21 protein-coding genes and 1 tRNA gene are annotated in these 21910 nt (G+C 69.2%); 4 read left to right on the forward strand and 18 right to left on the reverse strand.

The features are described 5' to 3' along the window. The first annotated feature begins 10 nt into the window (after window positions 1-10). Complete coding sequence (locus EFL95_RS11890) at window positions 11-454, forward strand: hotdog fold thioesterase (RefSeq protein WP_123234166.1); 444 nt, start codon at window positions 11-13, stop codon at window positions 452-454. Between the two features lies 1 nt (window position 455). On the opposite strand, the gene EFL95_RS11895 is transcribed toward EFL95_RS11890, so the two are convergent. Then, complete coding sequence (locus EFL95_RS11895; protein ID WP_123234167.1) at window positions 456-1058, reverse strand: GNAT family N-acetyltransferase; 603 nt, start codon at window positions 1056-1058, stop codon at window positions 456-458. 97 nt (window positions 1059-1155) lie between these two features. On the opposite strand from EFL95_RS11895, the gene EFL95_RS11900 reads away from it, so the two are divergent. Continuing rightward, window positions 1156-1920, forward strand: coding sequence for a DUF554 domain-containing protein (locus EFL95_RS11900; protein WP_123234168.1), 765 nt, complete (start codon window positions 1156-1158; stop codon window positions 1918-1920). Between the two features lie 70 nt (window positions 1921-1990). Here EFL95_RS11900 and EFL95_RS11905 read toward each other — a convergent pair whose 3' ends face one another. The 6 genes from EFL95_RS11905 to EFL95_RS11930 all read right to left on the reverse strand — a co-directional run bounded on the left by EFL95_RS11905 (window position 1991) and on the right by EFL95_RS11930 (window position 7710). Then, window positions 1991-2710: an ABC transporter ATP-binding protein gene (locus EFL95_RS11905; protein WP_123234169.1), complete on the reverse strand. Its 720-nt coding sequence runs from the start codon at window positions 2708-2710 to the stop codon at window positions 1991-1993. After that, window positions 2700-3485 (reverse strand): ABC transporter ATP-binding protein, encoded by a 786-nt coding sequence (locus EFL95_RS11910; RefSeq protein ID WP_123234170.1) that lies wholly within the window; start codon window positions 3483-3485, stop codon window positions 2700-2702. The genes EFL95_RS11905 and EFL95_RS11910 overlap by 11 nt, the downstream gene beginning before the upstream one ends. Continuing rightward, entirely contained in the window at window positions 3478-4632 is a 1155-nt protein-coding gene (locus EFL95_RS11915; RefSeq protein ID WP_123234171.1) for a branched-chain amino acid ABC transporter permease, read from the reverse strand. The genes EFL95_RS11910 and EFL95_RS11915 overlap by 8 nt, the downstream gene beginning before the upstream one ends. Then, entirely contained in the window at window positions 4632-5681 is a 1050-nt protein-coding gene (locus tag EFL95_RS11920) for a branched-chain amino acid ABC transporter permease (protein WP_123234942.1), read from the reverse strand. The genes EFL95_RS11915 and EFL95_RS11920 overlap by 1 nt, the downstream gene beginning before the upstream one ends. 100 nt (window positions 5682-5781) lie before the next feature. Then, entirely contained in the window at window positions 5782-6912 is a 1131-nt protein-coding gene (locus EFL95_RS11925; protein WP_123234172.1) for a branched-chain amino acid ABC transporter substrate-binding protein, read from the reverse strand. Window positions 6913-7089: 177 nt separating this feature from the next. After that, window positions 7090-7710: an ANTAR domain-containing response regulator gene (locus EFL95_RS11930; protein ID WP_425463968.1), complete on the reverse strand. Its 621-nt coding sequence runs from the start codon at window positions 7708-7710 to the stop codon at window positions 7090-7092. A 53-nt stretch (window positions 7711-7763) separates the two neighbouring features. Between EFL95_RS11930 and EFL95_RS11935 the strand changes: the two genes are divergently transcribed. Both EFL95_RS11935 and EFL95_RS11940 read left to right on the forward strand, forming a co-directional pair. Beyond that, window positions 7764-7836, forward strand: a tRNA-Leu gene (locus EFL95_RS11935). Window positions 7837-7921: 85 nt separating this feature from the next. After that, window positions 7922-8473, forward strand: coding sequence for a P-loop NTPase family protein (locus tag EFL95_RS11940; protein ID WP_123234174.1), 552 nt, complete (start codon window positions 7922-7924; stop codon window positions 8471-8473). Here the strand turns inward: EFL95_RS11940 and pyk are convergent, their stop codons facing one another. The 11 genes from pyk to hisI form a co-directional block, all read right to left on the reverse strand. Further along, window positions 8474-9931, reverse strand: coding sequence for a pyruvate kinase (pyk, locus tag EFL95_RS11945; protein WP_123234175.1), 1458 nt, complete (start codon window positions 9929-9931; stop codon window positions 8474-8476). 85 nt (window positions 9932-10016) lie between these two features. After that, on the reverse strand, window positions 10017-11477 hold the full coding sequence (locus tag EFL95_RS11950) for a glutamate synthase subunit beta (protein ID WP_123234176.1): 1461 nt from the start codon (window positions 11475-11477) through the stop codon (window positions 10017-10019). Then, a complete protein-coding gene (gene gltB, locus EFL95_RS11955; RefSeq protein ID WP_221176453.1) occupies window positions 11470-16032 on the reverse strand; it encodes a glutamate synthase large subunit in 4563 nt (1520 codons plus the stop codon). Before gltB ends, EFL95_RS11950 begins: the two co-directional genes overlap by 8 nt. 143 nt (window positions 16033-16175) lie before the next feature. Next, on the reverse strand, window positions 16176-17159 hold the full coding sequence (lgt, locus tag EFL95_RS11960; protein ID WP_246004918.1) for a prolipoprotein diacylglyceryl transferase: 984 nt from the start codon (window positions 17157-17159) through the stop codon (window positions 16176-16178). Next, complete coding sequence (locus EFL95_RS11965) at window positions 17156-17800, reverse strand: SCO family protein (RefSeq protein ID WP_123234178.1); 645 nt, start codon at window positions 17798-17800, stop codon at window positions 17156-17158. The genes lgt and EFL95_RS11965 overlap by 4 nt, the downstream gene beginning before the upstream one ends. Further along, window positions 17793-18599: a tryptophan synthase subunit alpha gene (gene trpA / locus EFL95_RS11970; RefSeq protein ID WP_123234179.1), complete on the reverse strand. Its 807-nt coding sequence runs from the start codon at window positions 18597-18599 to the stop codon at window positions 17793-17795. Before trpA ends, EFL95_RS11965 begins: the two co-directional genes overlap by 8 nt. Further along, window positions 18596-19801 (reverse strand): tryptophan synthase subunit beta, encoded by a 1206-nt coding sequence (gene trpB, locus EFL95_RS11975; RefSeq protein WP_123234180.1) that lies wholly within the window; start codon window positions 19799-19801, stop codon window positions 18596-18598. The genes trpA and trpB overlap by 4 nt, the downstream gene beginning before the upstream one ends. Window positions 19802-19809: 8 nt before the next feature. Continuing rightward, window positions 19810-20601, reverse strand: coding sequence for an indole-3-glycerol phosphate synthase TrpC (gene trpC / locus EFL95_RS11980; RefSeq protein ID WP_123234181.1), 792 nt, complete (start codon window positions 20599-20601; stop codon window positions 19810-19812). Window positions 20602-20701: 100 nt separating this feature from the next. Continuing rightward, window positions 20702-20896, reverse strand: a complete 195-nt coding sequence (locus tag EFL95_RS11985) for an HGxxPAAW family protein (RefSeq protein ID WP_123234182.1) — start codon at window positions 20894-20896, stop codon at window positions 20702-20704. Between the two features lie 69 nt (window positions 20897-20965). Next, window positions 20966-21562 carry a Trp biosynthesis-associated membrane protein gene (locus tag EFL95_RS11990; RefSeq protein WP_123234183.1) on the reverse strand — a complete coding sequence of 199 codons (597 nt, stop codon included), beginning with the start codon at window positions 21560-21562 and terminating at the stop codon, window positions 20966-20968. Further along, entirely contained in the window at window positions 21555-21902 is a 348-nt protein-coding gene (hisI, locus tag EFL95_RS11995) for a phosphoribosyl-AMP cyclohydrolase (RefSeq protein ID WP_123234184.1), read from the reverse strand. Before hisI ends, EFL95_RS11990 begins: the two co-directional genes overlap by 8 nt. Window positions 21903-21910: the final 8 nt, after the last annotated feature.

The following is a 21910-nucleotide window of genomic DNA, read 5'->3' on the forward strand; positions in this document are numbered from 1 at the left end:
GATGGGACTCATGAGCAACGAGCACGACAACGCGGCGGCGATCGCCGAGTACATCGCTGCGATGCCGCAGGGAATGGGCGCGCTGAACGAGAAGATGGGCATCGAGGTCATCGAGCTCTCGCCGGAGCGGATCGTGGCCACCATGCCCGTCGCAGGCAACACCCAGCCCTACGGCCTGCTGCACGGCGGGGCGTCCGTGGTCCTGGCCGAGACCCTCGGATCGATGGGCTCCGGCCTGCACGCCGGTCCGCTGGGCAAGGTCCCGGTCGGGGTGGACATCAACGCCACCCACCACCGGGCCGCGACCTCGGGAATCGTCACCGGGACCGCGACCGCCATCCACCTCGGACGCACGTCCGCGGCGTTCGAGATCGTCATAAGAGACGAGCGCGGCAAGCGCGTCTGCACCTCCCGGATCACCTGCGCGCTGATCGACCCGCCGCAGGTCGGCTGAGTCAGCCCTCCTGGGCGCGCTCCCCGCGCAGCGCCTGCTCGATCGCCCGGCGCTGGATCGACCGGCGCTGGGCGAGCATCAGGCCGAGGTTGCGCGGCGTGTTCGGCCGCAACGACTCCGGGGTGAGCTTGCGACGCAGCATCCCGGTCCCCGCCACCCGGACGGTGGCCACGGTGCCGAGGCCGAGACGGGCCAGGAAGCGGTTGGTGTCCCGCGAGCCGCTCGAGGTGATCGCGGTGACGTGCGCGACGTCCTTGTCCTCGGCCCAGGTGACGGCTGAGTCCAGGAGCGCCCGGGCGAAGCCGTGCTTGCGGTGCTCGGGGCGGACGATCAGGTACGACGTGTGCACGGCCATGTCGGTGTGCAGCGGGCTCATCGCGGCGCGGCGCAGGTGGATGGCCGAGACGACCTCGCCCTCGTAGAGCCCGACCACGACCCGCTCGTCCGGGTCCGCGGCGACCTGCGCCAGAGCGGCGGTCGCGTCCTCCAGCGGACGGGCGTTCGGCTGCTCGGCGCCCCGGCTACCTGCCTCGGACCAGAGCTTCAGCAACGCGGCGGCGTCCTCGGGACGCGCATCCCTGATTTCGAGCAGGTGACGGGACATCGACTGTTCTCACCCCCACGGTGACCGGTTGCCGGACTGCGGGTCAGACTACGCTTCTGACTTCTATCCGCAAGAGGGTGTTGAGAAGGAGCGACGAGTGTTCATCGGAACCGGCACGGTGGTGAACGCCTCCACGGTTCTCGTCGGCAGCACCCTCGGTGTCCTGATCGGCCACCGGCTCCCGCTGCGGACCCGCAGCGTGGTCACCGACGCCCTCGGCCTGGTCACCCTGCTGATCGCCGCGTCTTCGGCGACGGCGGTCTCCGACGACGCGCTGAGCGAGGCCGTCGGCGACTCCGCGCCCATGCTGATCGTGCTCGGAGCCCTGCTGCTGGGGGCGATTCTCGGCTCGCTGCTGCGGATCGAGGACCGCCTCGAGGGGTTCGGGGACTCGTTGCAGCGGCGTCTCACCCGACGTCGTGACGGCGAGCCCGAGGTCGACCACGAGGCTCGCGACCGGTTCGTCACCGGGTTCATGACGGCCTCCCTGGTCTTCTGCGTCGGGCCGCTGACGATCCTCGGATCGATCACCGAGGGCATCGGCAAAGGACCAGACCAGTTGCTGCTGAAGTCGGCCCTGGACGGCTTCGCCTCGATCGCCTTCGCCGCCGCCTTCGGGTGGGGCGTGGCCGCCAGCATCGTCACCTTGGTGGTGATCCAGGGTGGTTTGACCGCCCTCGGCGCCGCGCTCGGCGACTTCCTCCCGGACGCACACCTGGCCGCACTCACCGCGACCGGCGGTCTGATGCTGGTCGGGGTCGCGCTGCGGTTGCTGGAGATCAAGCAGCTGAAGGTCGGCGACCTGCTCCCGGCGCTCGTCTTCGCGCCGGTGCTGGTCGAAGTGGTGACCTGGTTCCGCTAACGCCCTGGGCTGGTTGAGCCTGCCCCGTGCTGGTTGAGCCTGTCCCGTGCTGGTTGAGCCTGTCGAAACCTCAGACGTCCCCGCCGAGGTAGGCAGCCTTCACGCTGTCGTCGCTGGCGAGCTGAGCCCCGGTCCCGGACTTCACGATCTCGCCGGTCTCCAGGATGTGCGCGTGGTGCGAACGCTTCAGCGCCTGGGCGGCGTTCTGCTCGACCAGCAGCACCGTGGTGCCCTGGCTGTTGATCTCGCTGATGATGGTGAAGATCTGCTGGATCAACTTGGGCGCCAGACCCATGGACGGCTCGTCGAGGAGCACCAGCCGCGGCTTGGCCATCAGGGCGCGCCCGATCGCGAGCATCTGCTGCTCGCCGCCGGACATCGAGCCGGCCGCCTGCTTCTCCCGCTCCTTGAGCCGCGGGAACAGGTCGAAGACACGGTCCAGGTCAGCCCGGTAGGCCGGCGTCTTGCGGTCCTTGCGGACGTAGGCGCCCATGTCGAGGTTCTCGAGCACGGTCATGCCCGGGAAGCAACCGCGGCCCTCGGGCGACTGGCTCAGGCCCATCATCACCCGCTCGAACGGCGGCAGGTTGGTGATGTCCTTCCCGTCGAACTTGATCGTCCCCGCGCGGACCTTGCGCAGACCGGAGATGGTCTTCAGCGTGGTCGTCTTGCCGGCACCGTTGGCCCCGATCAGCGTCGTGATCGTGCCTTCCTCGACCCCGAAGCTGATGTCCCGGATCGCCTCGATGTGCCCGTAGTTGACGCAGAGCCCGTCGACCTCAAGAAGCATCTTCTTCGTCCACTCCCAGGTAGGCCGCGATGACGGCGGGGTTGTCGCGGATCTCGGCCGGCGAGCCCTCGGCGATCTTCTTGCCGAACTCCAGCACCACGATCCGGTCGGTGACGCCCATGACCAGGCGCATGTCGTGCTCGATCAGCAGCACGGTGTAGCCCTCGTCGCGCACCTTGCGGATCAGCTCCATCAGCTTCTGCTTCTCGGCCGGGTTGAAGCCGGCCGCCGGCTCGTCCAGGCAGAGCAGCTTGGGACCGGTGGCCATCGCGCGGGCGATCTCCAGACGGCGCTGGTCGCCGTAGGAGAGGTTCGACGCGAGCTCGTCGTACCGGGCCTTGATCCCGACGACCTCGAGGATCTCCTTCGCCCGGGCCAGCGATTCGGCCTCGGTGCGGCGGTGCCGCGGCAGCCGGAACAGGGCGTCGAAGAACCCGACCTTGCTGTTCGCATCGGTGCCGACCATCACGTTCTCGAGCACGGTCATCGATTTGAACAACCGGATGTTCTGGAAGGTCCGGGCGATGCCGAGCTGCGTGATCTTGTGCCGCTTCAGCTTCGTCAGCGGGCGGCCGTCGAAACGCACCTGGCCCGAGGTCGCCTGGTAGACGCCGGTCATCACGTTGAAGCAGGTGGTCTTGCCGGCGCCGTTCGGCCCGATCAGCCCGAGGATCTCCCCCTCGCGAATCTCGAAGCTCACCGAGTCCAGCGCCGTCAGTCCGCCGAAGCGGATGGTGACGTCGTCGACCTCGAGCACTGCCCGGGACTCAGGCATGCTGCACCTCCTCCGGCTCGATCTCGCCCTCTTCGAGAGCCTCGATCTCGGCTGCGGCAGCCTTGGCTCGTTTCGTCCGTCTCGGCGGCAGCAGACCCTCGGGCCGCCAGATCGCCAGGATCATCAAGGCCAGGCCGAAGACCAGGAAGCGGTAGTCGGCGAAGTCGCGGAACCGCTCGGGCAGGTAGGCGACCAGCACACCGCCCACGATCGCGCCCCACCGGTTGCCCGACCCGCCGACGATGACGGCGGCGACGAACAGCATCGAGTAGAGCAGCGGGAAGCTGTCCGGGTTGATGTAGCCGCCCTGCCCGCTGGCGTAGAACGCGCCGGCGAGGCCACCGATCGCCGCTCCGAGAGCGAACGCCATCAGCTTGTACTTGAAGGTCGGCACGCCCATCAGCTCGGCCGCGTCCTCGTCCTCGCGGGTGGCCTCCCAGGCACGCCCGATGCGGCTGGCCTTGATCAGCCGGTCGCCGAAGATCACCAGGATCAGCGCGGTGAGGATCACCCAGTAGTACGGGATCGCGTCGGTCGCCCCGAAGATCAGGACGTGGGTCGCGTGCTCGTGGTCCAGGGACGGGATCAGACCGTTCCACTCCACGCGCGGGATCGCGAAGAAGCCACCCTTGTCGAACGGCAGCTCCGGCGCCGGGCCGATGTTGTTCGGGTGCGGAATGTCCTTGATGCCCGCGGCAGCTCCGAGCCAGTCGACGTTCTTGGCGGTGATCCGGATGATCTCTCCGAACCCGAGCGTGACGATGGCGAGGTAGTCGCCGCGGACGCGCAGGGTCGGCGCGCCCAGGATGACGCCGGCGACCATCGTGACCGCCACGGCGACCGGCAGTGTCAGGAAGAACGGCCAGCTGCCGTGCTGCGAGGTGAGCACGCCGATCGAGTACGCCCCGGTGGCGTAGAAGCCGACGTACCCGAGGTCGAGCAGGCCGGCGTACCCGATCACGATGTTCAGGCCCAGCGCGATCAGCGCGAAGATCGCCACGGTGAACATCACGCCACCGAAGTCGATCTGGTCGGTGGTGATCAGCGGCGGCCGCAGCAGCGGGAGCGCGTAGATGAAGAGCACCAGGACCAGGACCAGGAGAACCTTGGCCGGCTTGGGGAGGGCACTGAAGCGTTCGGCGATCATCACGCACGCGCCTTTCCGAGCGCCTCACCCAGGATGCCCGACGGACGGACCAGCAGGATCAGCACCAGCAGGACGAACGCGACGACGTCGCGCCAGGTGTCGCCGAAGACGGCTGAACCCCAGCTCTCGGCGACGCCGAGGATGAGCCCGCCGAGCAATGCTCCGCGCAGGTTGCCGATGCCACCCATGACCGCGGCCGTGAAGGCCTTGACGCCGAGCAGGAAGCCGGCGTTCAGCTGGGTGGATCCGATCTTGGTCATGTAGAGCGTCGCGGCCGCACCGGCCATCATGCCGCCGATCAGGAACGTCCCCTGGACCACCCGGGTCGAGTTGACGCCCATCAGGGCCGCGGCCTCGGGGTCCTGGGCGACCGCCCGGATGCCCCGCCCGAAGCGGGTCCGGCGGACCACCTGGTCCAGCGCGACCATCATCAGCACCGCGGAGACCACGATCATCAGGTCGACGTCGGTCACGCGGTAGCCGAAGATGTTGAACAGGTGCTTCGGCACGATGGTCACGGGGTTGGAGTAGATGTCCCGCGCCTGACCCATGTTCTGGATGGCGACGCCCGGCTTCGAGACGTAGTCCTTGAGGTTGTCCGCGAGACCGATCTTCTGGGTGAGCTTGTCACGCAGACCCATCGCCTCGGACAGTGCGAAGGACGCACCGATCGCGGAGATCAGCGCGATCAGCTTGGGTGCGTTCTTGTTGATCAGCGGGCGGTAGGCCACCCGCTCGAGCAAGAGCGCGACCCCTGCGGACATCGCCATCGCGCCTATCAGCGCGACCAGCAATATCGGGAGGGCATGGCCCAGGCTCCAGCTGACCTGGTCCGTTCCGTGCAGCAGGATGAAGACCCACGCCACGGCGAAGGTGCCGTACATGAAGACTTCTGAGTGCGCGAAGTTGATGAGCTGCAGGACGCCGTAGACCATCGTGTAGCCCAGGGCGATGAGCGCGTAGATCGCCCCGAACACCAAGCCACCGAGGGTGAAGTTGGTGAAGCTGTCGAAGTTGCCGAACAGCTCGTGCAGGGTCAGCGGAGTCATGTTCAGGTCCAACAGAGTGGCCCTCCCGGCCTTCTGATGGCTGCGGCCGGAGGGGTTACCTCCGGCCGCAGCCTGTTTCAGTACTTCAGACCGGCTGCGATCAGGAGATCGCGGTCGGGTTGGCGACGTCGAGCTTGCCGTCCTTGACGAAGTACGCGTAGATCTTCGACTCCTTGATGTCACCGTTGGAGTCGAAGGCGATCGGACCGCTGACGCCGTCGGCGGTGTAGCTGCCGATGAAGTCGTTGATCTCCTTCGAGGTGGACTTACCGGCGTCGACAGCAGCCAGGAAGATGTTCGTCGCGTCGTACGCCTGGGTGGCGTACAGGCCGGTCGCACCGAACCCGGACGGAGCCGGACCAGCCGGGGCCGAGAGGACAGCGCCCTCAGCGGCGTCCTTGCCGGCAACCGTGACGAAGTTCGGGTCCTCGGCGCCGTCACCCGACATGAAGGTGCCCTTGAAGCCGCTCTGGCGCAGCGCCTTGGCCAGCAGACCGGCCTCGGTGTAGTAGCCGCCGTAGAAGACAGCGTCCGCACCAGCAGCGTTGATCTTGGTGACCACGGCCGACATGTCGGTCTGCTTCACCGCGATCTGGTCGGAGTCGACAGCAGCCGCACCGAGCACGTCCTTCACCTTGCCGGCGAGGCCCTTGCTGTAGTCCTGGCCGTCGTCGACGACGAAGACCTTCTTGGCGCCGACGGTGCCGGTCAGGTAGCCCGCGTCAGCGGTGCCCTGGGCGTCGTCGTTACCGATCACGCGGTGCCAGGTGGTCCACCCCTGCTTGGTGATGGTCACGTTGGTCGCGGACGGGGAGATCGACGGGAGGCCGGCCTCGAAGAAGGTCTTTCCGGTGGCCAGCGACTCACCCGAGAAGCCCGGGCCGACGAGACCGAAGATGGTGTCGTCGTTGATGATCTGGGTCGCGAGCGCCGGAGCGTTCTTCGGGTCACCCTGCGAGTCGAACGTCTTGACGTTGATCTGGCAGTCGGCGTTCTTGTCGTTGTGCTCCTTGAGAGCGAGCTTGATGCCGTTGACCATGTTCTGGCCGAGGGCACCGGCGTCACCGGTCAGGGCGCCGAGGAAGGCGATGTTCTTGCCACACAGGGCGCTGGCGCTGCCCTTGTCGCCGTTGTCCTTGTTGTCGCTCGAGCTGCCACAGGCGCTCAGGGTCAGGGCTGCGACGCTCGCAAGGGCTGCGAACGTCGTCAGAGACTTCTTGGAACGGATCATTCTTCCTCCGCGTGACGGTATGGATGTGATCGACGAAACAGGAACGATCACGGGTTCTCGGGGACGCTAGCACCAGAGAATCCGTTGCGGGGCGCTCTGCGGAGACGGAAAGGCACCGTTGCCGATTCGTGATCGAACGCCGTTACCTGTTACCGGCAGGTCACCTCACCGAATCGATCAGCGCGGTTCGACGCCGTGCTCGACCACGCCGACCGCGACGTCCTTCATCGACAGGCGCAGGTCCATCGCGGTCTTCTGGATCCACCGGAACGCGTCGGGTTCGCTCAACCCGAGGCTTTCGGTGAGCACGCCCTTGGCCCGGTCCATGACCTTGCGGGTCTCGAGCCTCTCGTTGAGGTCGGCCACCTCGGCCTCGAGCAGCTGGAGCTCGGAGAACCGGCTCACCGCCATCTCGATGGCCGGCACCAGGTCGGACTTCCCGAACGGCTTGACCAGGTAGGCCATCGCACCGGCGTCGCGGGCCCGCTCGACCAGGTCGCGCTGGCTGAACGCGGTGAGCATGACGACCGGGGCGATCCGCTGGCCGGCGATCCGCTCGGCCGCGGCGATGCCGTCGAGCTTGGGCATCTTGATGTCCAGGATCACCAGGTCCGGCCGCAGCTCCTCGACCTTGGCCACCGCCTGCTCGCCGTCCTCGACCGCGGCGATCACCTCGTAGCCCTCCTCGGCCAGCATCTCGGCGAGGTCCAGGCGGATCAGCGCCTCGTCCTCGGCGATCACGACGCGTCGGGTCGGGCCGGAAGTCGGCGCTGCGGGGGTCTCGGTCACGCGCCACAGGCTACCGAGTGGGTCGCGGAGGTACCGCTCCGGTAGCGTTTGCGCCTGCTGTCGCCCCGGTATCCCAACGGCAGAGGAAGCGGTCTCAAACACCGTCCAGTGTGGGTTCGAATCCCACCCGGGGCACTGATTCTGATCGAAGTGGCTGGCATTCCGCCGCGATCACAGCCACATTGATCAGACTCGTGACTACCTCGGCTAGCGTGACCCGGTGCTGCTCGGACCGGACGACGACCTCGGCTTCCGACCACAGCGCATCCTGATCAACGGCGCCTCCGGCAGCGGCAAGACAACCCTCGGGCGGTCGCTGGGCGGACAGCTCGGCCTGCCCTACACCGAGATCGACGGCCTGTTCCACGGCGAGGGCTGGGTCCCGCGAGAGTCGTTCCTGGACGACGTACGGGAGCTGGTCGCCTCCCGCGCGTGGATCACCGACTGGCAGTACAGCGAGGCGCGCGCGATGTTGCTCGAGCGGTGCGAGCTGATCGTGTGGCTGGACTACCCGCGCTCGCGCACGATGTCGCGCGCGATCCGGCGGACGTTGCGGCGGCGCTTCCGGCGCGAGGAGCTCTGGAACGGCAACCGGGAAGGCCCGCTGCGGCACTTCTTCACCGACCCCGAGCACATCGTCCGGTGGGCCTGGTCGTCGTACCCGAAGGTCGCCCAACGGGTCGACGCCGTGCTCCGCGACCGTCCCGAGCTTCCGGTGGTCCGGCTGCGCGACGACGGGGACATCGCTCGCTGGCGCGAACGACTGGGCTGACTACATCCCCGAGGTCAGACCCCGGTACGCCGGCGCTACCTCGTTGATCGCATCCCCCATCCGGTGGATGCGCAGCGCGTTCGTCGAACCGGGGATGCCGGGCGGGCTGCCCGCGATGATCACCACCAGGTCGCCTTCCTGGACCCGGCCGGCCTTGAGGAGCTGCTCGTCGACCTGGCGCACCATCTGATCGGTGTGCTCGACCGAGACGGTCTTGAAGGTCTCCACCCCCCAGGTCATCGACAGCTGTGAGCGCACCGCCGACTCCGGGGTGAACGCCAGCACCGGGATGTGGCCCCGGTAGCGGGCCAGCCGCTTGGCGGAGTCGCCGGACTGGGTGAACGCGACCAGGTACTTCGCACCGACCCGCTCGGCGACCTCGGCCGCGGCCTTGGCGATCACGCCGCCGCGGGTGCGGGGCTGCCAGTCGATGGCGGCCATGTGGTGCAGCTCGTGGTCCTCGGTGGACGAGATGATCCGGGCCATCGTCTTCACGGCCTCGATCGGGTACTCCCCCACACTGGTCTCGCCGGAGAGCATCACCGCGTCGGCGCCGTCGAGCACGGCGTTCGCGACGTCGGACGCCTCGGCGCGGGTCGGCGCCGGGTTGGTGATCATCGACTCCAGCATCTGGGTCGCGACGATGACCGGCTTGGCATTGCGGCGGGCCTTCTCGACGACGCGCTTCTGGAGGAACGGCACGTCCTCGAGCGGACACTCCACGCCGAGGTCACCGCGCGCGACCATGAAGCCGTCGAAGGCCTTGATCACCTCGTCGAGGTTGTCGATCGCCTGCGGCTTCTCGATCTTCGCGATCACCGGGAGCATCACTCCCTCCTCGCGCATGACCCGGCGGACGTCCTCGACGTCGGCGGCGGAACGCACGAACGACAGCGCGATGAAGTCGACGGTGACGTGCAGCGCCCAGCGCAGGTCCTCGATGTCCTTCTCCGAGAGCGCCGGCACGCTGACCGGGACGCCGGGCAGGTTGATGCCCTTGTGGTCGGAGACCCGGCCACCGACGACGACCGTGGTGTGCACCTCGGTGCCCTCGACCGCGGTGACCCGCAGCCGGACCTTGCCGTCGTCGATGAGGATCTGGTCGCCCTCGCTGACGTCGCCGGGCAGACCCTCGTACGTCGTCGAGGCGATCTCGTTGTCCCCGGAGAGCTCGCGGGTGGTGATCGTGAACGCCTGGCCGGTCTGGATCCGGCAGCCACCGTCGCGGAACCAGCCGAGCCGGATCTTGGGTCCCTGCAGGTCGGCGAAGATGCCGACGCCGTGGCCGCTCTCGTCGGAGGCCTCACGGACCATCCGGTAGACGGCCTCGTGCTCGGCGTACGTGCCGTGGCTCAGGTTCAACCGGGCGACGTCCATGCCTGCGTCGACGAGGGCCCTGATGCTCTCCTTGGTGGAGACGGCCGGGCCGAGCGTGCAGACGATCTTTGCTCTACGCACCCGCCCAGCGTATCGGTCCGGCGCTTGAACGATCCAACCCGCTCACCGCGGGCGCGGTGAACGGGTTGGGAACGACGTCGGAACGTCAGGCGGTGACGGGACGCTCGGTCGGCGGGATCGGCGCCGGCAGCGTGGTGGCGCCACCGGTGAGGAAGCGGTCCACCGCGGCAGCGGCGGCACGACCCTCGGCAATCGCCCAGACGATCAGCGACTGACCGCGACCGGCGTCACCCGCGACGAAGACACCCTCGACGGTGGAGGCGTACTTGGCGTCGCGCACGATGTTGCCGCGCTCGTCCAGGTCGACACCGAGCTGCTCGACGACACCCTCGCGCTCCGGGCCGGTGAAGCCCATGGCGAGCAGCACCAGCTCGGCCGGGATGACCCGCTCGGTGCCCTCGACCGGCTGGAACTTGGAGTCGACCTCGACGAGGCGCAGCTCCTTGACGTTGCCGTTCTCGTCACCGACGAACTCCTGGGTGGAGACCGCGTAGACCCGGTCGCCGCCCTCCTCGTGCGCCGAGGAGACCCGGAACGTCATCGGGTACGTCGGCCACGGCTGGTTGACCGGCCGGTCCTCGCCCGGACGCGGCATGATCTCCAGCTGGGTGATCGACGCGGCACCCTGGCGGATCGAGGTGCCCAGGCAGTCGGCTCCGGTGTCGCCACCGCCGATGATGACGACGTGCTTGCCGTCGGCGCGGATCTGGTCCGGCACGGTCTCCCCGAGTGCGACGCGGTTGGCCTGCGGCAGGAACTCCATCGCCTGGTGGATGCCACCGAGCTCACGACCCGGGACCGGCAGGTCACGACCGACGGTCGAGCCGATCGCCAGCACCACCGCGTCGTACCGGTCGCGCAGCTGGTCGCCGGTCAGCTCCTCGCCGACCTGGACGCCGGCACGGAAGACGGTGCCCTCACGGCGCATCTGCTCGAGACGCCGGTCGAGGACCTTCTTCTCCATCTTGAACTCGGGGATCCCGTAGCGCAGCAGGCCGCCGATCTTGTCGGCACGCTCGTAGACCGCGACGGTGTGACCGGCACGGGTGAGCTGCTGGGCGACGGCGAGGCCGGCCGGGCCGGAGCCGATCACCGCGACGGTCTTGCCCGAGAGCCACTCCGGCGGCTGCGGCCGCACGTTGTGGGACTCGAAGGCCCGCTCGATGATCGAGACCTCGACGTTCTTGATGGTCACCGGGTCCTGGTTGATGCCCAGGACGCAGGCGGTCTCGCACGGGGCCGGGCAGAGGCGACCGGTGAACTCCGGGAAGTTGTTGGTCGCGTGCAGCCGCTCGATCGCCGCGTCCCAGTCGTCCCGGTACACCAGGTCGTTCCACTCCGGGATGATGTTGCCCAGCGGGCAGCCCTGGTGGCAGAACGGGATGCCGCAGTCCATGCAGCGCGAGGCCTGGGTCCGGATGATCGGCAGCAGCGCGCGGCCGGGACCACCCGGGTAGACCTCGTCCCAGTCACCGACGCGCTCGTCGACCGGACGACGTCCGGCAACCTCGCGGCCGTGGTTCAGAAATCCCTTGGGGTCAGCCATGGAGACTCTCCATCATCTTCTTGGCGACGTCCGCCTCGCCCAGTCCGTCTGCCTCGGCCTTCGCCTTGGCCTCCATCACGACGCGGTAGTCGCGCGGCATCACCTCGGTGAAGCGGGCCAGCGACGCGTCCCAGTCGGACAGCAGCGCCTCGGCGACCGTCGAACCGGTCTCCTCGGCGTGCTGGGTGACCAGAGCCTTGAGGGACTCCGACTCCTCGGCCGGGACCGGCCCGAGGTCGACGAGCTCGGTGTTGGTCCGGTTCGGGTCCAGGTCGAGCACGTACGCCGTACCTCCGCTCATGCCGGCCGCGAAGTTGCGCCCGGTCGGACCGAGCACCACCACGGTGCCACCGGTCATGTACTCGCAGCCGTGGTCGCCCACGCCCTCGACGATCGCGGTGACGCCGGAGTTCCGCACGCAGAACCGCTCACCGGCCTGGCCGCGCAGGAAGATCTGCCCCGACGTCGCGCCGTAGCCGATCGTGTTGCCCGCGATGATCTGCTGCGAGGCGTCGAAGGTCGCGGCCCGGTTCGGGCGCACCACCAGACGGCCGCCGGAGAGGCCCTTGCCGACGTAGTCGTTGGCGTCGCCCTCGAGCCGCAGCGTCACGCCCTTCGGCACGAACGCTCCGAACGACTGCCCGGCCGACCCGACCAGGGTGATGTCGATGGTGCCCTCGGGGAGGCCCTCGCCGCGGTACCGCTTGGTGACCTCGTGGCCGAGCATCGTGCCGACCGTCCGGTTCACGTTGCGGACCTCGACCTGGGCGCGCACCGGCTCGCCCTTCTCGAGCGCCGGCTGGGCCAGCGCGATCAGCTCGTTGTCGAGCGCCTTGTCCAGGCCGTGGTCCTGGCCGGTGGTGTTGCGCCGGGCAGCACCCTCGGGCAGGTCCGGGACGTGGAAGATCGGCGAGATGTCCAGCCCGGAGGCCTTCCAGTGCTCGACGGCCTTGGCGGAGTCGAGCACCTCGGCGCGACCGATCGCCTCGTCGAGCGTGCGGAAGCCGAGCTCGGCGAGGATCTCGCGCACCTCCTCCGCGACGTACTCGAAGAAGTTCACGACGTACTCGGCCTTGCCGGAGTAGCGCTCGCGCAGGACCGGGTTCTGCGTGGCCACGCCGACCGGGCAGGTGTCGAGGTGGCAGACCCGCATCAGGATGCAGCCGGAGACCACCAGCGGCGCGGTCGCGAAGCCGTACTCCTCGGCACCGAGCAGTGCTGCGATGACGACGTCGCGCCCGGTCTTGAGCTGGCCGTCGGTCTGGACGACGATCCGGTCGCGCAGGCCGTTGAGCAGCAGCGTCTGCTGGGTCTCGGCCAGGCCGAGCTCCCAGGGACCGCCGGCGTGCTTGAGCGAGGTCAGCGGCGAGGCGCCGGTGCCACCGTCGTGGCCGGAGATCAGCACCACGTCCGCGTGCGCCTTGGACACACCCGCGGCAACAGTGCCGACACCGACCTCGGCGACCAGCTTCACGTGCACCCGGGCGACCGGGTTCGCGTTCTTCAGGTCGTGGATCAGCTGGGCCAGGTCCTCGATCGAGTAGATGTCGTGGTGCGGCGGCGGCGAGATGAGGCCCACGCCGGGCGTGCTGTGCCGCGTCTTGGCCACCCACGGGTAGACCTTGTTGCCGGGCAGCTGGCCACCCTCGCCGGGCTTCGCGCCCTGCGCCATCTTGATCTGGATGTCGTCGGAGTTCGTCAGGTACTCCGAGGTCACGCCGAAGCGACCGGAGGCGACCTGCTTGATCGAGCTGCGACGCTCGGGGTCGTGGAGCCGCTCCGGGTCCTCGCCGCCCTCACCGGTGTTGGACTTGCCGCCCAGCCGGTTCATCGCGATCGCGAGCGTCTCGTGCGCCTCCTGCGAGATCGATCCGTAGGACATCGCGCCGGTGGAGAACCGCTTGACGATCGCCGAGACCGGCTCGACCTCGTCGATGCTGATCGGCGCGCGGCCGGTCTCCTCGCCGTCCTTGAAGCGGAACAGACCACGCATGGTCATCAGCTTCTCGGCCTGGTCGTCGACCGCCTTCGTGTATTGCTTGAAGACGTCGTAGCGACCGGAGCGGGTGGCGTGCTGGAGCCGGAAGACCGTCTCCGGGTTGAACAGGTGCAGCTCACCCTCGCGCCGCCACTGGTACTCGCCACCGATGGCGAGGTCGCGGTGGGCCGGAGCGATGCCGTCGATCGGGTACGCCGCGCGGTGGCGCAGGGCGACCTCCTCGGCGATCACGTCGAGGCCGACGCCGCCGAGCTTGGAGGTGGTGCCGGTGAAGTACTTGTTCACCAGCTCCTCGGACAGGCCGAGCGCCTCGAAGATCTGCGCACCGGTGTAGGACGCGACCGTGGAGACGCCCATCTTGGACATCACCTTCAGGACGCCCTTGCCCAGCGACTTCACCAGGTTCTTGACGGCCTGCTCGGGCTCGGTCTTCACGTAGAAGCCGTCGCGGGCCAGGTCCTCGACGGTCTCCATCGCCAGGTACGGGTTGACCGCGGCCGCGCCGAAGCCGATCAGCGTCGCGACGTGGTGGACCTCGCGGACGTCACCGGCCTCGACGATCACGCCGACCTGGGTCCGGGTCTTCTCCCGCACCAGGTGGTGGTGCACCGCGGCCGTCATCAGCAGCGACGGGATCGGGGCGTTGGTGGCGTCGGAGTGCCGGTCGGAGAGCACGATGATGCGCGCGCCGCCGGCGATCGCCTGCGACACCTCGGCACAGATCTCGTCGAGCCGTGCGGCCAGCGCCTCGCCGCCACCGGCGACCTCGTACAGGCCGCGGGAGACGTGGGTGATGAAGCCCGGCATGTCGCCGTCACGGTTGATGTGGCGGATCTTCACCAGCTCGTCGTTGGTGATCACCGGGAACGGCAGCACCACCTGCCGGCACGAGGCCGGACCGGGCTTGAGCAGGTTCGCCTCCGGGCCGATGGTGCCGTTCAGGCTGGTGACCAGCTCCTCGCGGATCGCGTCCAGCGGCGGGTTGGTGACCTGCGCGAACAGCTGCGCGAAGTAGTCGAACAGCAGCCGCGGGCGGTCCGAGAGCACCGCGATCGGGGTGTCGGTGCCCATCGAGCCGATCGGCTCGGCGGGGTTGTTCGCCATCGGCGTGAGCAGGACGCGCAGCTCCTCCTCGGTGTACCCGAAGATCTGCTGGCGCCGGGTGACCGAGGCGTGGCTGTGCACGATGTGCTCGCGGTCGGTGAGGTCGTCGAGCTTGATCAGGCCGGCGTGCAGCCACTCGTCGTACGGGTTCTCGGCGGCGAGGGCGGACTTGATCTCCTCGTCCTCGACGATCCGGTGCTCCTCGGTGTCGACCAGGAACATCCGGCCCGGCTGGAGCCGACCCTTGCGGACCACGGTGGCCGGGTCGAGGTCGAGCACGCCGACCTCGCTGGCCAGCACGACCAGGCCGTCCTCGGTGACCCAGTAGCGGCTCGGGCGCAGACCGTTGCGGTCCAGCACGGCGCCGACCTGAGTGCCGTCGGTGAACACCACGCACGCCGGGCCGTCCCACGGCTCCATCAGCGCGGAGTGGAACTCGTAGAACGCCTTGCGCTTGGCGTCCATCTCGGTGTGGTTCTCCCACGCCTCGGGGATCATCATCAGCACCGCGTGCGGCAGGCTGCGCCCGCCCATGTGCAGCAGCTCGAGCACCTCGTCGAACGAGGCCGAGTCGCTGGCACCCGGGGTGCAGATCGGGAACAGGCGCTCGAGGTCGCCCGGGATGACGTCGCTGGCGAGCAGCGCCTCGCGCGCCCGCATCCAGTTCCGGTTGCCCATGACGGTGTTGATCTCGCCGTTGTGGGCGATGAACCGGTACGGGTGGCTCAGCGGCCAGCTCGGGAAGGTGTTCGTGGAGAACCGGGAGTGCACCACGGCGACCGCGGACTCGACCCGCTCGTCGACCAGGTCCGGGAACACGTGGTCGAGCTGGTCGGTGGTCAGCATGCCCTTGTAGGCGATGGTCCGGCTCGAGAGCGACGGGAAGTAGGCGTCGGTCTCCCGCTCGGCGCGCTTGCGCAGGCAGAAGGCGAGGCGCTCCAGGCCCATGCCGAGGATCCGGCTGCCGCTCGCGGCGACGAAGATCTGGGCGAAGGACGGCATCGTGGAGAGGGCGGTGGCACCCAGCGACGACGGGTCGGTCGGTACCTCGCGCCAGCCGAGGACGGTCAGGCCCTCCTCGGCGGCGATCTCCTCGATCCGCTGGCGGGTCTTGGCGTTCTGCTCCTCGTCGCCCGGCAGGAACGCGGTGCCGACGGCGTAGGAGTGCGCGGCGGGCAGCTCGAAGTCGACGACCTCGCGGAAGAAGCGGTCCGGGACCTGGAGCAGGATGCCTGCGCCGTCACCCGAGTTGGGCTCGGCACCCGCGGCACCGCGGTGCTCGAGGTTCTTCAGCGCGGTCAGCGCCTTGAAGACGATGTCATGGCTCGGAACGCCCGTCAGCGTGGCGACGAAGGCGACACCACAGGCGTCGTGCTCGTTGTCACCGGTGTACAGACCCTGGGGAGCCGGTCGTCCGAAACGACCGAGGGCGGCGGTCGGGAATGCTGACATCTGCATTCTCCCGTCGTCGTCGTGCGCACGCGAGACGATCCCTGGCTCAGGGTCCGGCACGGTGCGGCGGTGGAAGCATGCCGACACAGGACTTCACTGGCCCATGCGGAAGGTTCAGCCTACAGGAGGCGAGCGGGGAACCCCTACTCGGTTTCGGGTGCTGGAAGCGTGACGGAAGCCTCGTCCTGAGCGGGGGCGGACGCCTCAGCGGCCACACCAGCCTCGTCCTCACCAGCGACGTCGGCGGCGGTCGCGCCGTCCTCGGCCGGCGCGCGACCGGGCAGGTAGACCGACTCCTCCCGGGTCACCGGGGCCGGGTGCCGGCGGCCGGCCAGCACGAAGTAGATGAGCGCGCCGGTGAACAGCACGATCGAGGTCCACACGTTCAGCCGCAGACCCAGCACGTCGTTGTACTCGACGTTGTCGATGCGCAGGTACTCGATCCAGCCGCGACCCAGGCAGTAGGCCATCACGTAGAGCGCGAAGCAGCGTCCGAACCCGAGCCGGAGCTTGCGGTCGAGGTAGATGACCACGCCCATCGCCGACAGGTTCCACAGGCACTCGTAGAGGAACGTCGGGTGGAAGGTGGTCGAGTCGGCGTAGCCGTCCGGACGGTGCGCCGGGTCGATCTCCAGACCCCACGGCTTGCTGGTCGGCTTCCCGAACAGCTCCTGGTTGAAGTAGTTGCCCCAACGGCCGATCGCCTGGGCGAGCAGCAGCGCCGGAGCGAGCGCGTCCAGCATCGGGCGCAGCTTGATGCCGTGCCGGCGCGCGCCGATCCAGCCGCCGAGCACACCACCGGCGATCGCGCCCCAGATGCCGAGTCCGCCGTGCCAGATCTCCAGCGCTCCGACGGCGTCCTTGCCGGCGCCGAAGTACAGGTCGTGGTCGGTGATCACGTGGTACAGCCGGGCGCCGACCAGACCGAACGGGACACCCCAGAGCGCGATGTCGCCGACCTGACCGGCAGCACCACCCCGGGCGATCCAGCGCTTCTCCCCCAGCCAGACCGCGGCGACGACGCCGAGGATGATGCACAGCGCGTAGGCGCGCACCGGGATCGAGCCGATGTGCCAAACACCCTGCGACGGGCTGGGGATGGAAGCGAGCACCAGGTCGGCGATCACGCGGTCTCCTTCGTCTTGAGCAGCTTGATGATGTCTGTGGCCATGGACCTCGGCGAGGTGTCCTGGTCCCAGATCACCCGCACGTCGGAGCCGACGGCGCCGTACGCATAGGTGGAGTGCTCGACCTCGTAGCCGCCGCTGGGAAGCTTCTGGCCGTCCTCGATCGACACGTGCAGCGGCTTGCCGGCCGCGTCGATCCTCGCCAGCGGAGCGGTGAGGCCGACGAACGACGGGTTGAAGCGGTCCAGGTAGGTGCGCAGCACCTTCTCGGTGTCACGGGCGGGGTCCGTGGTCACGAAGGACACCTGCACCTCGGCCCGCTGCTTCGCGTCCAGCTTGGCCAGCGCGCTGGCGATCGTGCTCATCACGATCTGGCAGATGTCCGGGCAGTGCGAGTAGCCGAAGAAGACGATCTTGACCGGGGCCTTCTGGCTCGCGAGCGAGAACGGCTTGCCGGCGGTGTCGGTGAGCTCGGTGGCGGGCAGCTGGTAGGCCTCGTCCAGGTAGATGCCGTGGTAGCCGTGGTTGCCCGGCGTGCTGATGGTGACGCCGTTGCCGCCGCCACCGCCGCAGCCGGTGAGGAGCAGTGCTCCGGCCACGATCCCCGCGACCCCGAGACGAACGCGACGAGCATCAACCACGACGTACCCCGTCGGCCAGGTCCTCGGTGAGCTTGCGCAGCGCGGCCAGCCCGGCCTGGCGGTCGGTGCCCGCGTCCAGCAGGGTGCGGACGAAGGCCGAGCCGACGATCACGGCGTCGGCGTACCCGGCGACCTCGGCTGCCTGGGTGCCGTTGGAGACGCCGAGGCCGACGCCGATCGGCAGGTTCGTGGTGGCTTTGGCGCGCGCGACCAGCGGTCCGGCGAGGTCGGAGGTGCTGGCGCGCGCTCCGGTCACGCCCATCACCGCGGTCGCGTAGACGAAGCCGCGGGAGGCGGCCGTGGTCATCGCGATCCGCTCGTCGGTCGAGGACGGTGCGACCAGGAACACCTTGTCGAGGTCGCGCGCGTCGGCGGCCTCGATCCAGGGTGCCGCGGAGTCCGGCGTCAGGTCGGGAGTGATGAGCCCGGCTCCGCCGGCATCGACCAGGCCCTGGGCGAACCGCTCGACCCCGAACCTTTCGATCGGGTTCCAGTAGGTCATCACCAGCGTCGGCGTACCGGTCGCGGCAACGGCCTCGACCGTGCGCAGCACGTCAGCGGTCCGGATGCCGCCCTCGAGCGCCTGTTGCGCTGCCGCCTGGATCGTCGGACCGTCCATCACCGGGTCGCTGTACGGCAGGCCGATCTCGATGATGTCGCAGCCGGCCTCGACCATGACCTTCAGCGCCTCGATCGCGCCGGGGACGTCGGGGTACCCGGCCGGCAGGTACCCGACCAGGGCGGCCCGGCCCTCGGCGCGGGTCCGCTCGAACGCGGTCGCGGTGCTGGTGACGCTCATTGCGGCCTGCCCAATCCGAACCACTCGATCGCGGTGCCCATGTCCTTGTCGCCGCGACCCGAGAGGTTGACCAGGATCGTCGACCCCGGGTTCTCCGCAGCCAGTCGCAGCGATCCGGCCAGCGCGTGCGCGGACTCGATCGCGCAGATGATCCCCTCGGTGCGGGCCAGCAGCGCGAGCGCGTCCATCGCCTCGGCGTCGGTCACCGGCTGGTACTCGGCGCGGCCGGTGTGGGCGAGGTAGGCGTGCTGCGGACCGACGCCCGGGTAGTCCAGGCCGGCCGAGATCGAGTGCGACTCGATCGTCTGGCCGTCCTCGTCCTGCAGCACATAGGTGCGGGCGCCGTGCAGCACGCCCGCCTCGCCGGCGTAGATCGTCGCCGCGTGCCGGTCGGTGTCCACCCCGTCGCCACCGGCCTCGAAGCCGACGATGCGGACCTCGTCGTCGAGGAACGCGGTGAACATCCCGATCGCGTTCGAGCCGCCGCCGACACAGGCGGTCACGACGTCGGGCAGCGCGCCGGTCAGCTCGAGGACCTGCGCGCGGGCCTCGTCCCCGATGCCGCGGCAGAAGTCCCGCACCATCGCCGGGAACGGGTGCGGCCCGGCCGCAGTGCCGAAGCAGTACGCCGTGTGCTCGACGGTGGCGACCCAGTCGCGGATCGCCTCGTTGATCGCGTCCTTCAGCGTCTGGCTGCCGGAGTCGACCGCGACCACCTCGGCGCCGAGCAGGTTCATCCGCGCCACGTTCAGCGCCTGGCGCTCGGTGTCGACCTTGCCCATGTAGACGACGCAGTCCAGGCTCAGGTACGCCGCAGCGGTGGCCGTGGCGACCCCGTGCTGGCCGGCCCCGGTCTCGGCGATCATCCGGGTCTTGCCCATCCTCTTGGCGAGCAGCGCCTGCCCGAGCACGTTGCGGATCTTGTGCGCCCCGGTGTGGTTGAGGTCCTCGCGCTTGAGCAGGATGCGGGCGCCGGCCTGCTCGGAGATCCGGGTCGCGTCGTAGAGCGGGCTCGGCACGTTGGCGTACTCGGCGAGCATCCGCTGGAACTCTCCGGTGAAGGTCGGGTCGACCATCGCCTCGGTCCACACCCGGGTGAGCTCGTCGAGCTCGGCGATCAGGGCCTCGGGCATGTAGCGACCGCCCCAGGCGACGTCGCCGCTGACGAACTGGCCGCGCTCGTCGGGTCCGTGCCCGTTCATGGGATCGTTCATCGCACACCTCCCCCGGAGGAACGCATCGCCGCGACCGCAGCCGTCGGGTCGCCGTCCTTGACCAGCGCCTCGCCGACGAGCACCACGTCGGCACCCTCGGCGGCGTACCGCGCGGCGTCGTCGACACCGGAGATGCCGGACTCGGCGACCTTCACGACGTCGTCGGGGAGCACCTTCACCAGCTGGCCGAAGACCTCGGGGTGGACCTCGAGGGTCTTCAGGTTGCGCGCGTTGACGCCGACCAGCTGGGCACCGGCAGCGAGAGCGCGCTCGGTCTCGGGTTCGTCATGCACCTCGACCAGGACGGTCATCCCGAGCCCGCGCGCCAGGTCGTGCAGACCGCGCAGGGTCGCGTCGTCGAGGGCCGCGACGATGAGCAGCACCAGGTCAGCACCGGCGGCACGCGCCTCGAGCACCTGGTACTCGGTGACCATGAAGTCCTTGCGCAGCAGCGGCGTCGGCACCGCGGCCCGGACGGCCTCGAGGTCTGCCAGACTGCCGGAGAAGCGCCGCTGCTCGGTGAGCACGCTGATCGCGGCAGCGCCACCGGCAGCGTAGGCGCCGGCGAGGGCAGCGGGATCGGGGATCTCGGCGAGGTCGCCCTTGCTGGGCGAGCGACGCTTGACCTCGGCGATCACGGACAGGCCGGGTGCGCGGAAGGCGGGCATCGGGTCCAGCGCGGGCGAGACGTCCGCGAGCCGCTGCCGGAGCGCGGCCTCGGAGACCTCTGCCTGGCGCACGGCCAGATCGGCGCGCACACCCGCAACGATCTCGTCGAGCACAGACATGGAAAGCCTCACTGGATCCGCGGAGGGGGGAAGCGGCGCCGTTGCCAGAAACAGGTTCTCACGCCGGGACAACCGGAAATCCGGTCAGCCCGCGTCGAGATCAGTGCGAGCTGGAGTGCAGCCCCATCTTCGCCATCACGAAGAGCGTGACGAGCGCGACCGGCGCGAGCGCGACCCCGACCCAGAACACCGGCATCGAGGACACCATCAGACCGATGCCGCCGACCACGAAGGCGGCCAGACCGATGACGACGGCGGTCCAGGCTGCGGGGGTGTTGCCGTGGTTGTCGGCCATGTCGGATGACTCCTTGCTCGGTGCGGTCTGCAGGGGTGCCCTCGCGGGCGGGCCACAGTCTAGTGGGACTCAGCGCTCGGTCGGGTCGTGACCCTCGTCCATGGCCTTCCAGAGCTCCCGGTCGGCGAGATCCTCGGCGCGAACGTCGTCTCCGGGGCCGTCGGAGCCGGCGCCCGTCGGCGCGTCGTACCGACTGCTCATCTCCGGCCAACGGGGTGCGTAGCGCACGCCCTGACCGATCGCGACCAGGCCGAGCAAGGTGGCCACCAGCGCGACCCAGTACGCGGCCGTCGGCGACGCGGAGCCGGCGTGGCCGAGGGACAGCTGGGTGCGGATCTGGTCCGGCAGGTCCCCGGGCGCTCGCACCAGGCAGGCCAGCACGCCGATGTCCGCGAGCAGCGCGATCACCAGCACCACCTGCCGCGCCCAGCGACGGCTCACCAGCACGACACCCCACGCCGCCAGCACGACCAGCGACAGCGCGAGCGCGAGCGGCGAGTCAGCCCTCAGGTCGTCCGCGGTGAGACCAACCCGGGCACTGGCCGGCAGGTCGAGCCGGACCCAGGCCTTCGCCGAGGTGACCGCCGCCAGGGCGGCCGTCATCAGCCCGGCCAGCACGACCGGCCCGAAGCGGGTCGGCTGCTTCGGCTCGCCCGACTCAGGCATCGGCGGACAGCAGCCCGGCGTCGAAGCAGGTCCGGTCGCCGGTGTGGCAGGCCGGTCCCTCCTGGTCGACCTTGACCAGCAGGGTGTCGCCGTCGCAGTCCAGCCGGACCTCGACGACGTGCTGGGCGTGACCGGAGGTCTCGCCCTTGACCCAGTACTCGTTGCGCGAGCGGCTCCAGAAGGTCCCGCGGCCGGTGGTCAGGGTGCGGTGCAGCGCCTCGTCGTCCATCCAGCCGAGCATCAGCACCTCGCCGGTGTCGTGCTGCTGCACGACGGCAGGCACCAGGCCGGCGTCGTTGCGCTTGAGCCGGGCGGCGATGGCGGGGTCCAGGGAGCTCACGGGCTCCA

The organism is Nocardioides marmorisolisilvae (assembly GCF_003725775.1).
In the GTDB taxonomy this organism is placed as follows: Bacteria; Actinomycetota; Actinomycetes; order Propionibacteriales; family Nocardioidaceae; genus Marmoricola; species Marmoricola marmorisolisilvae.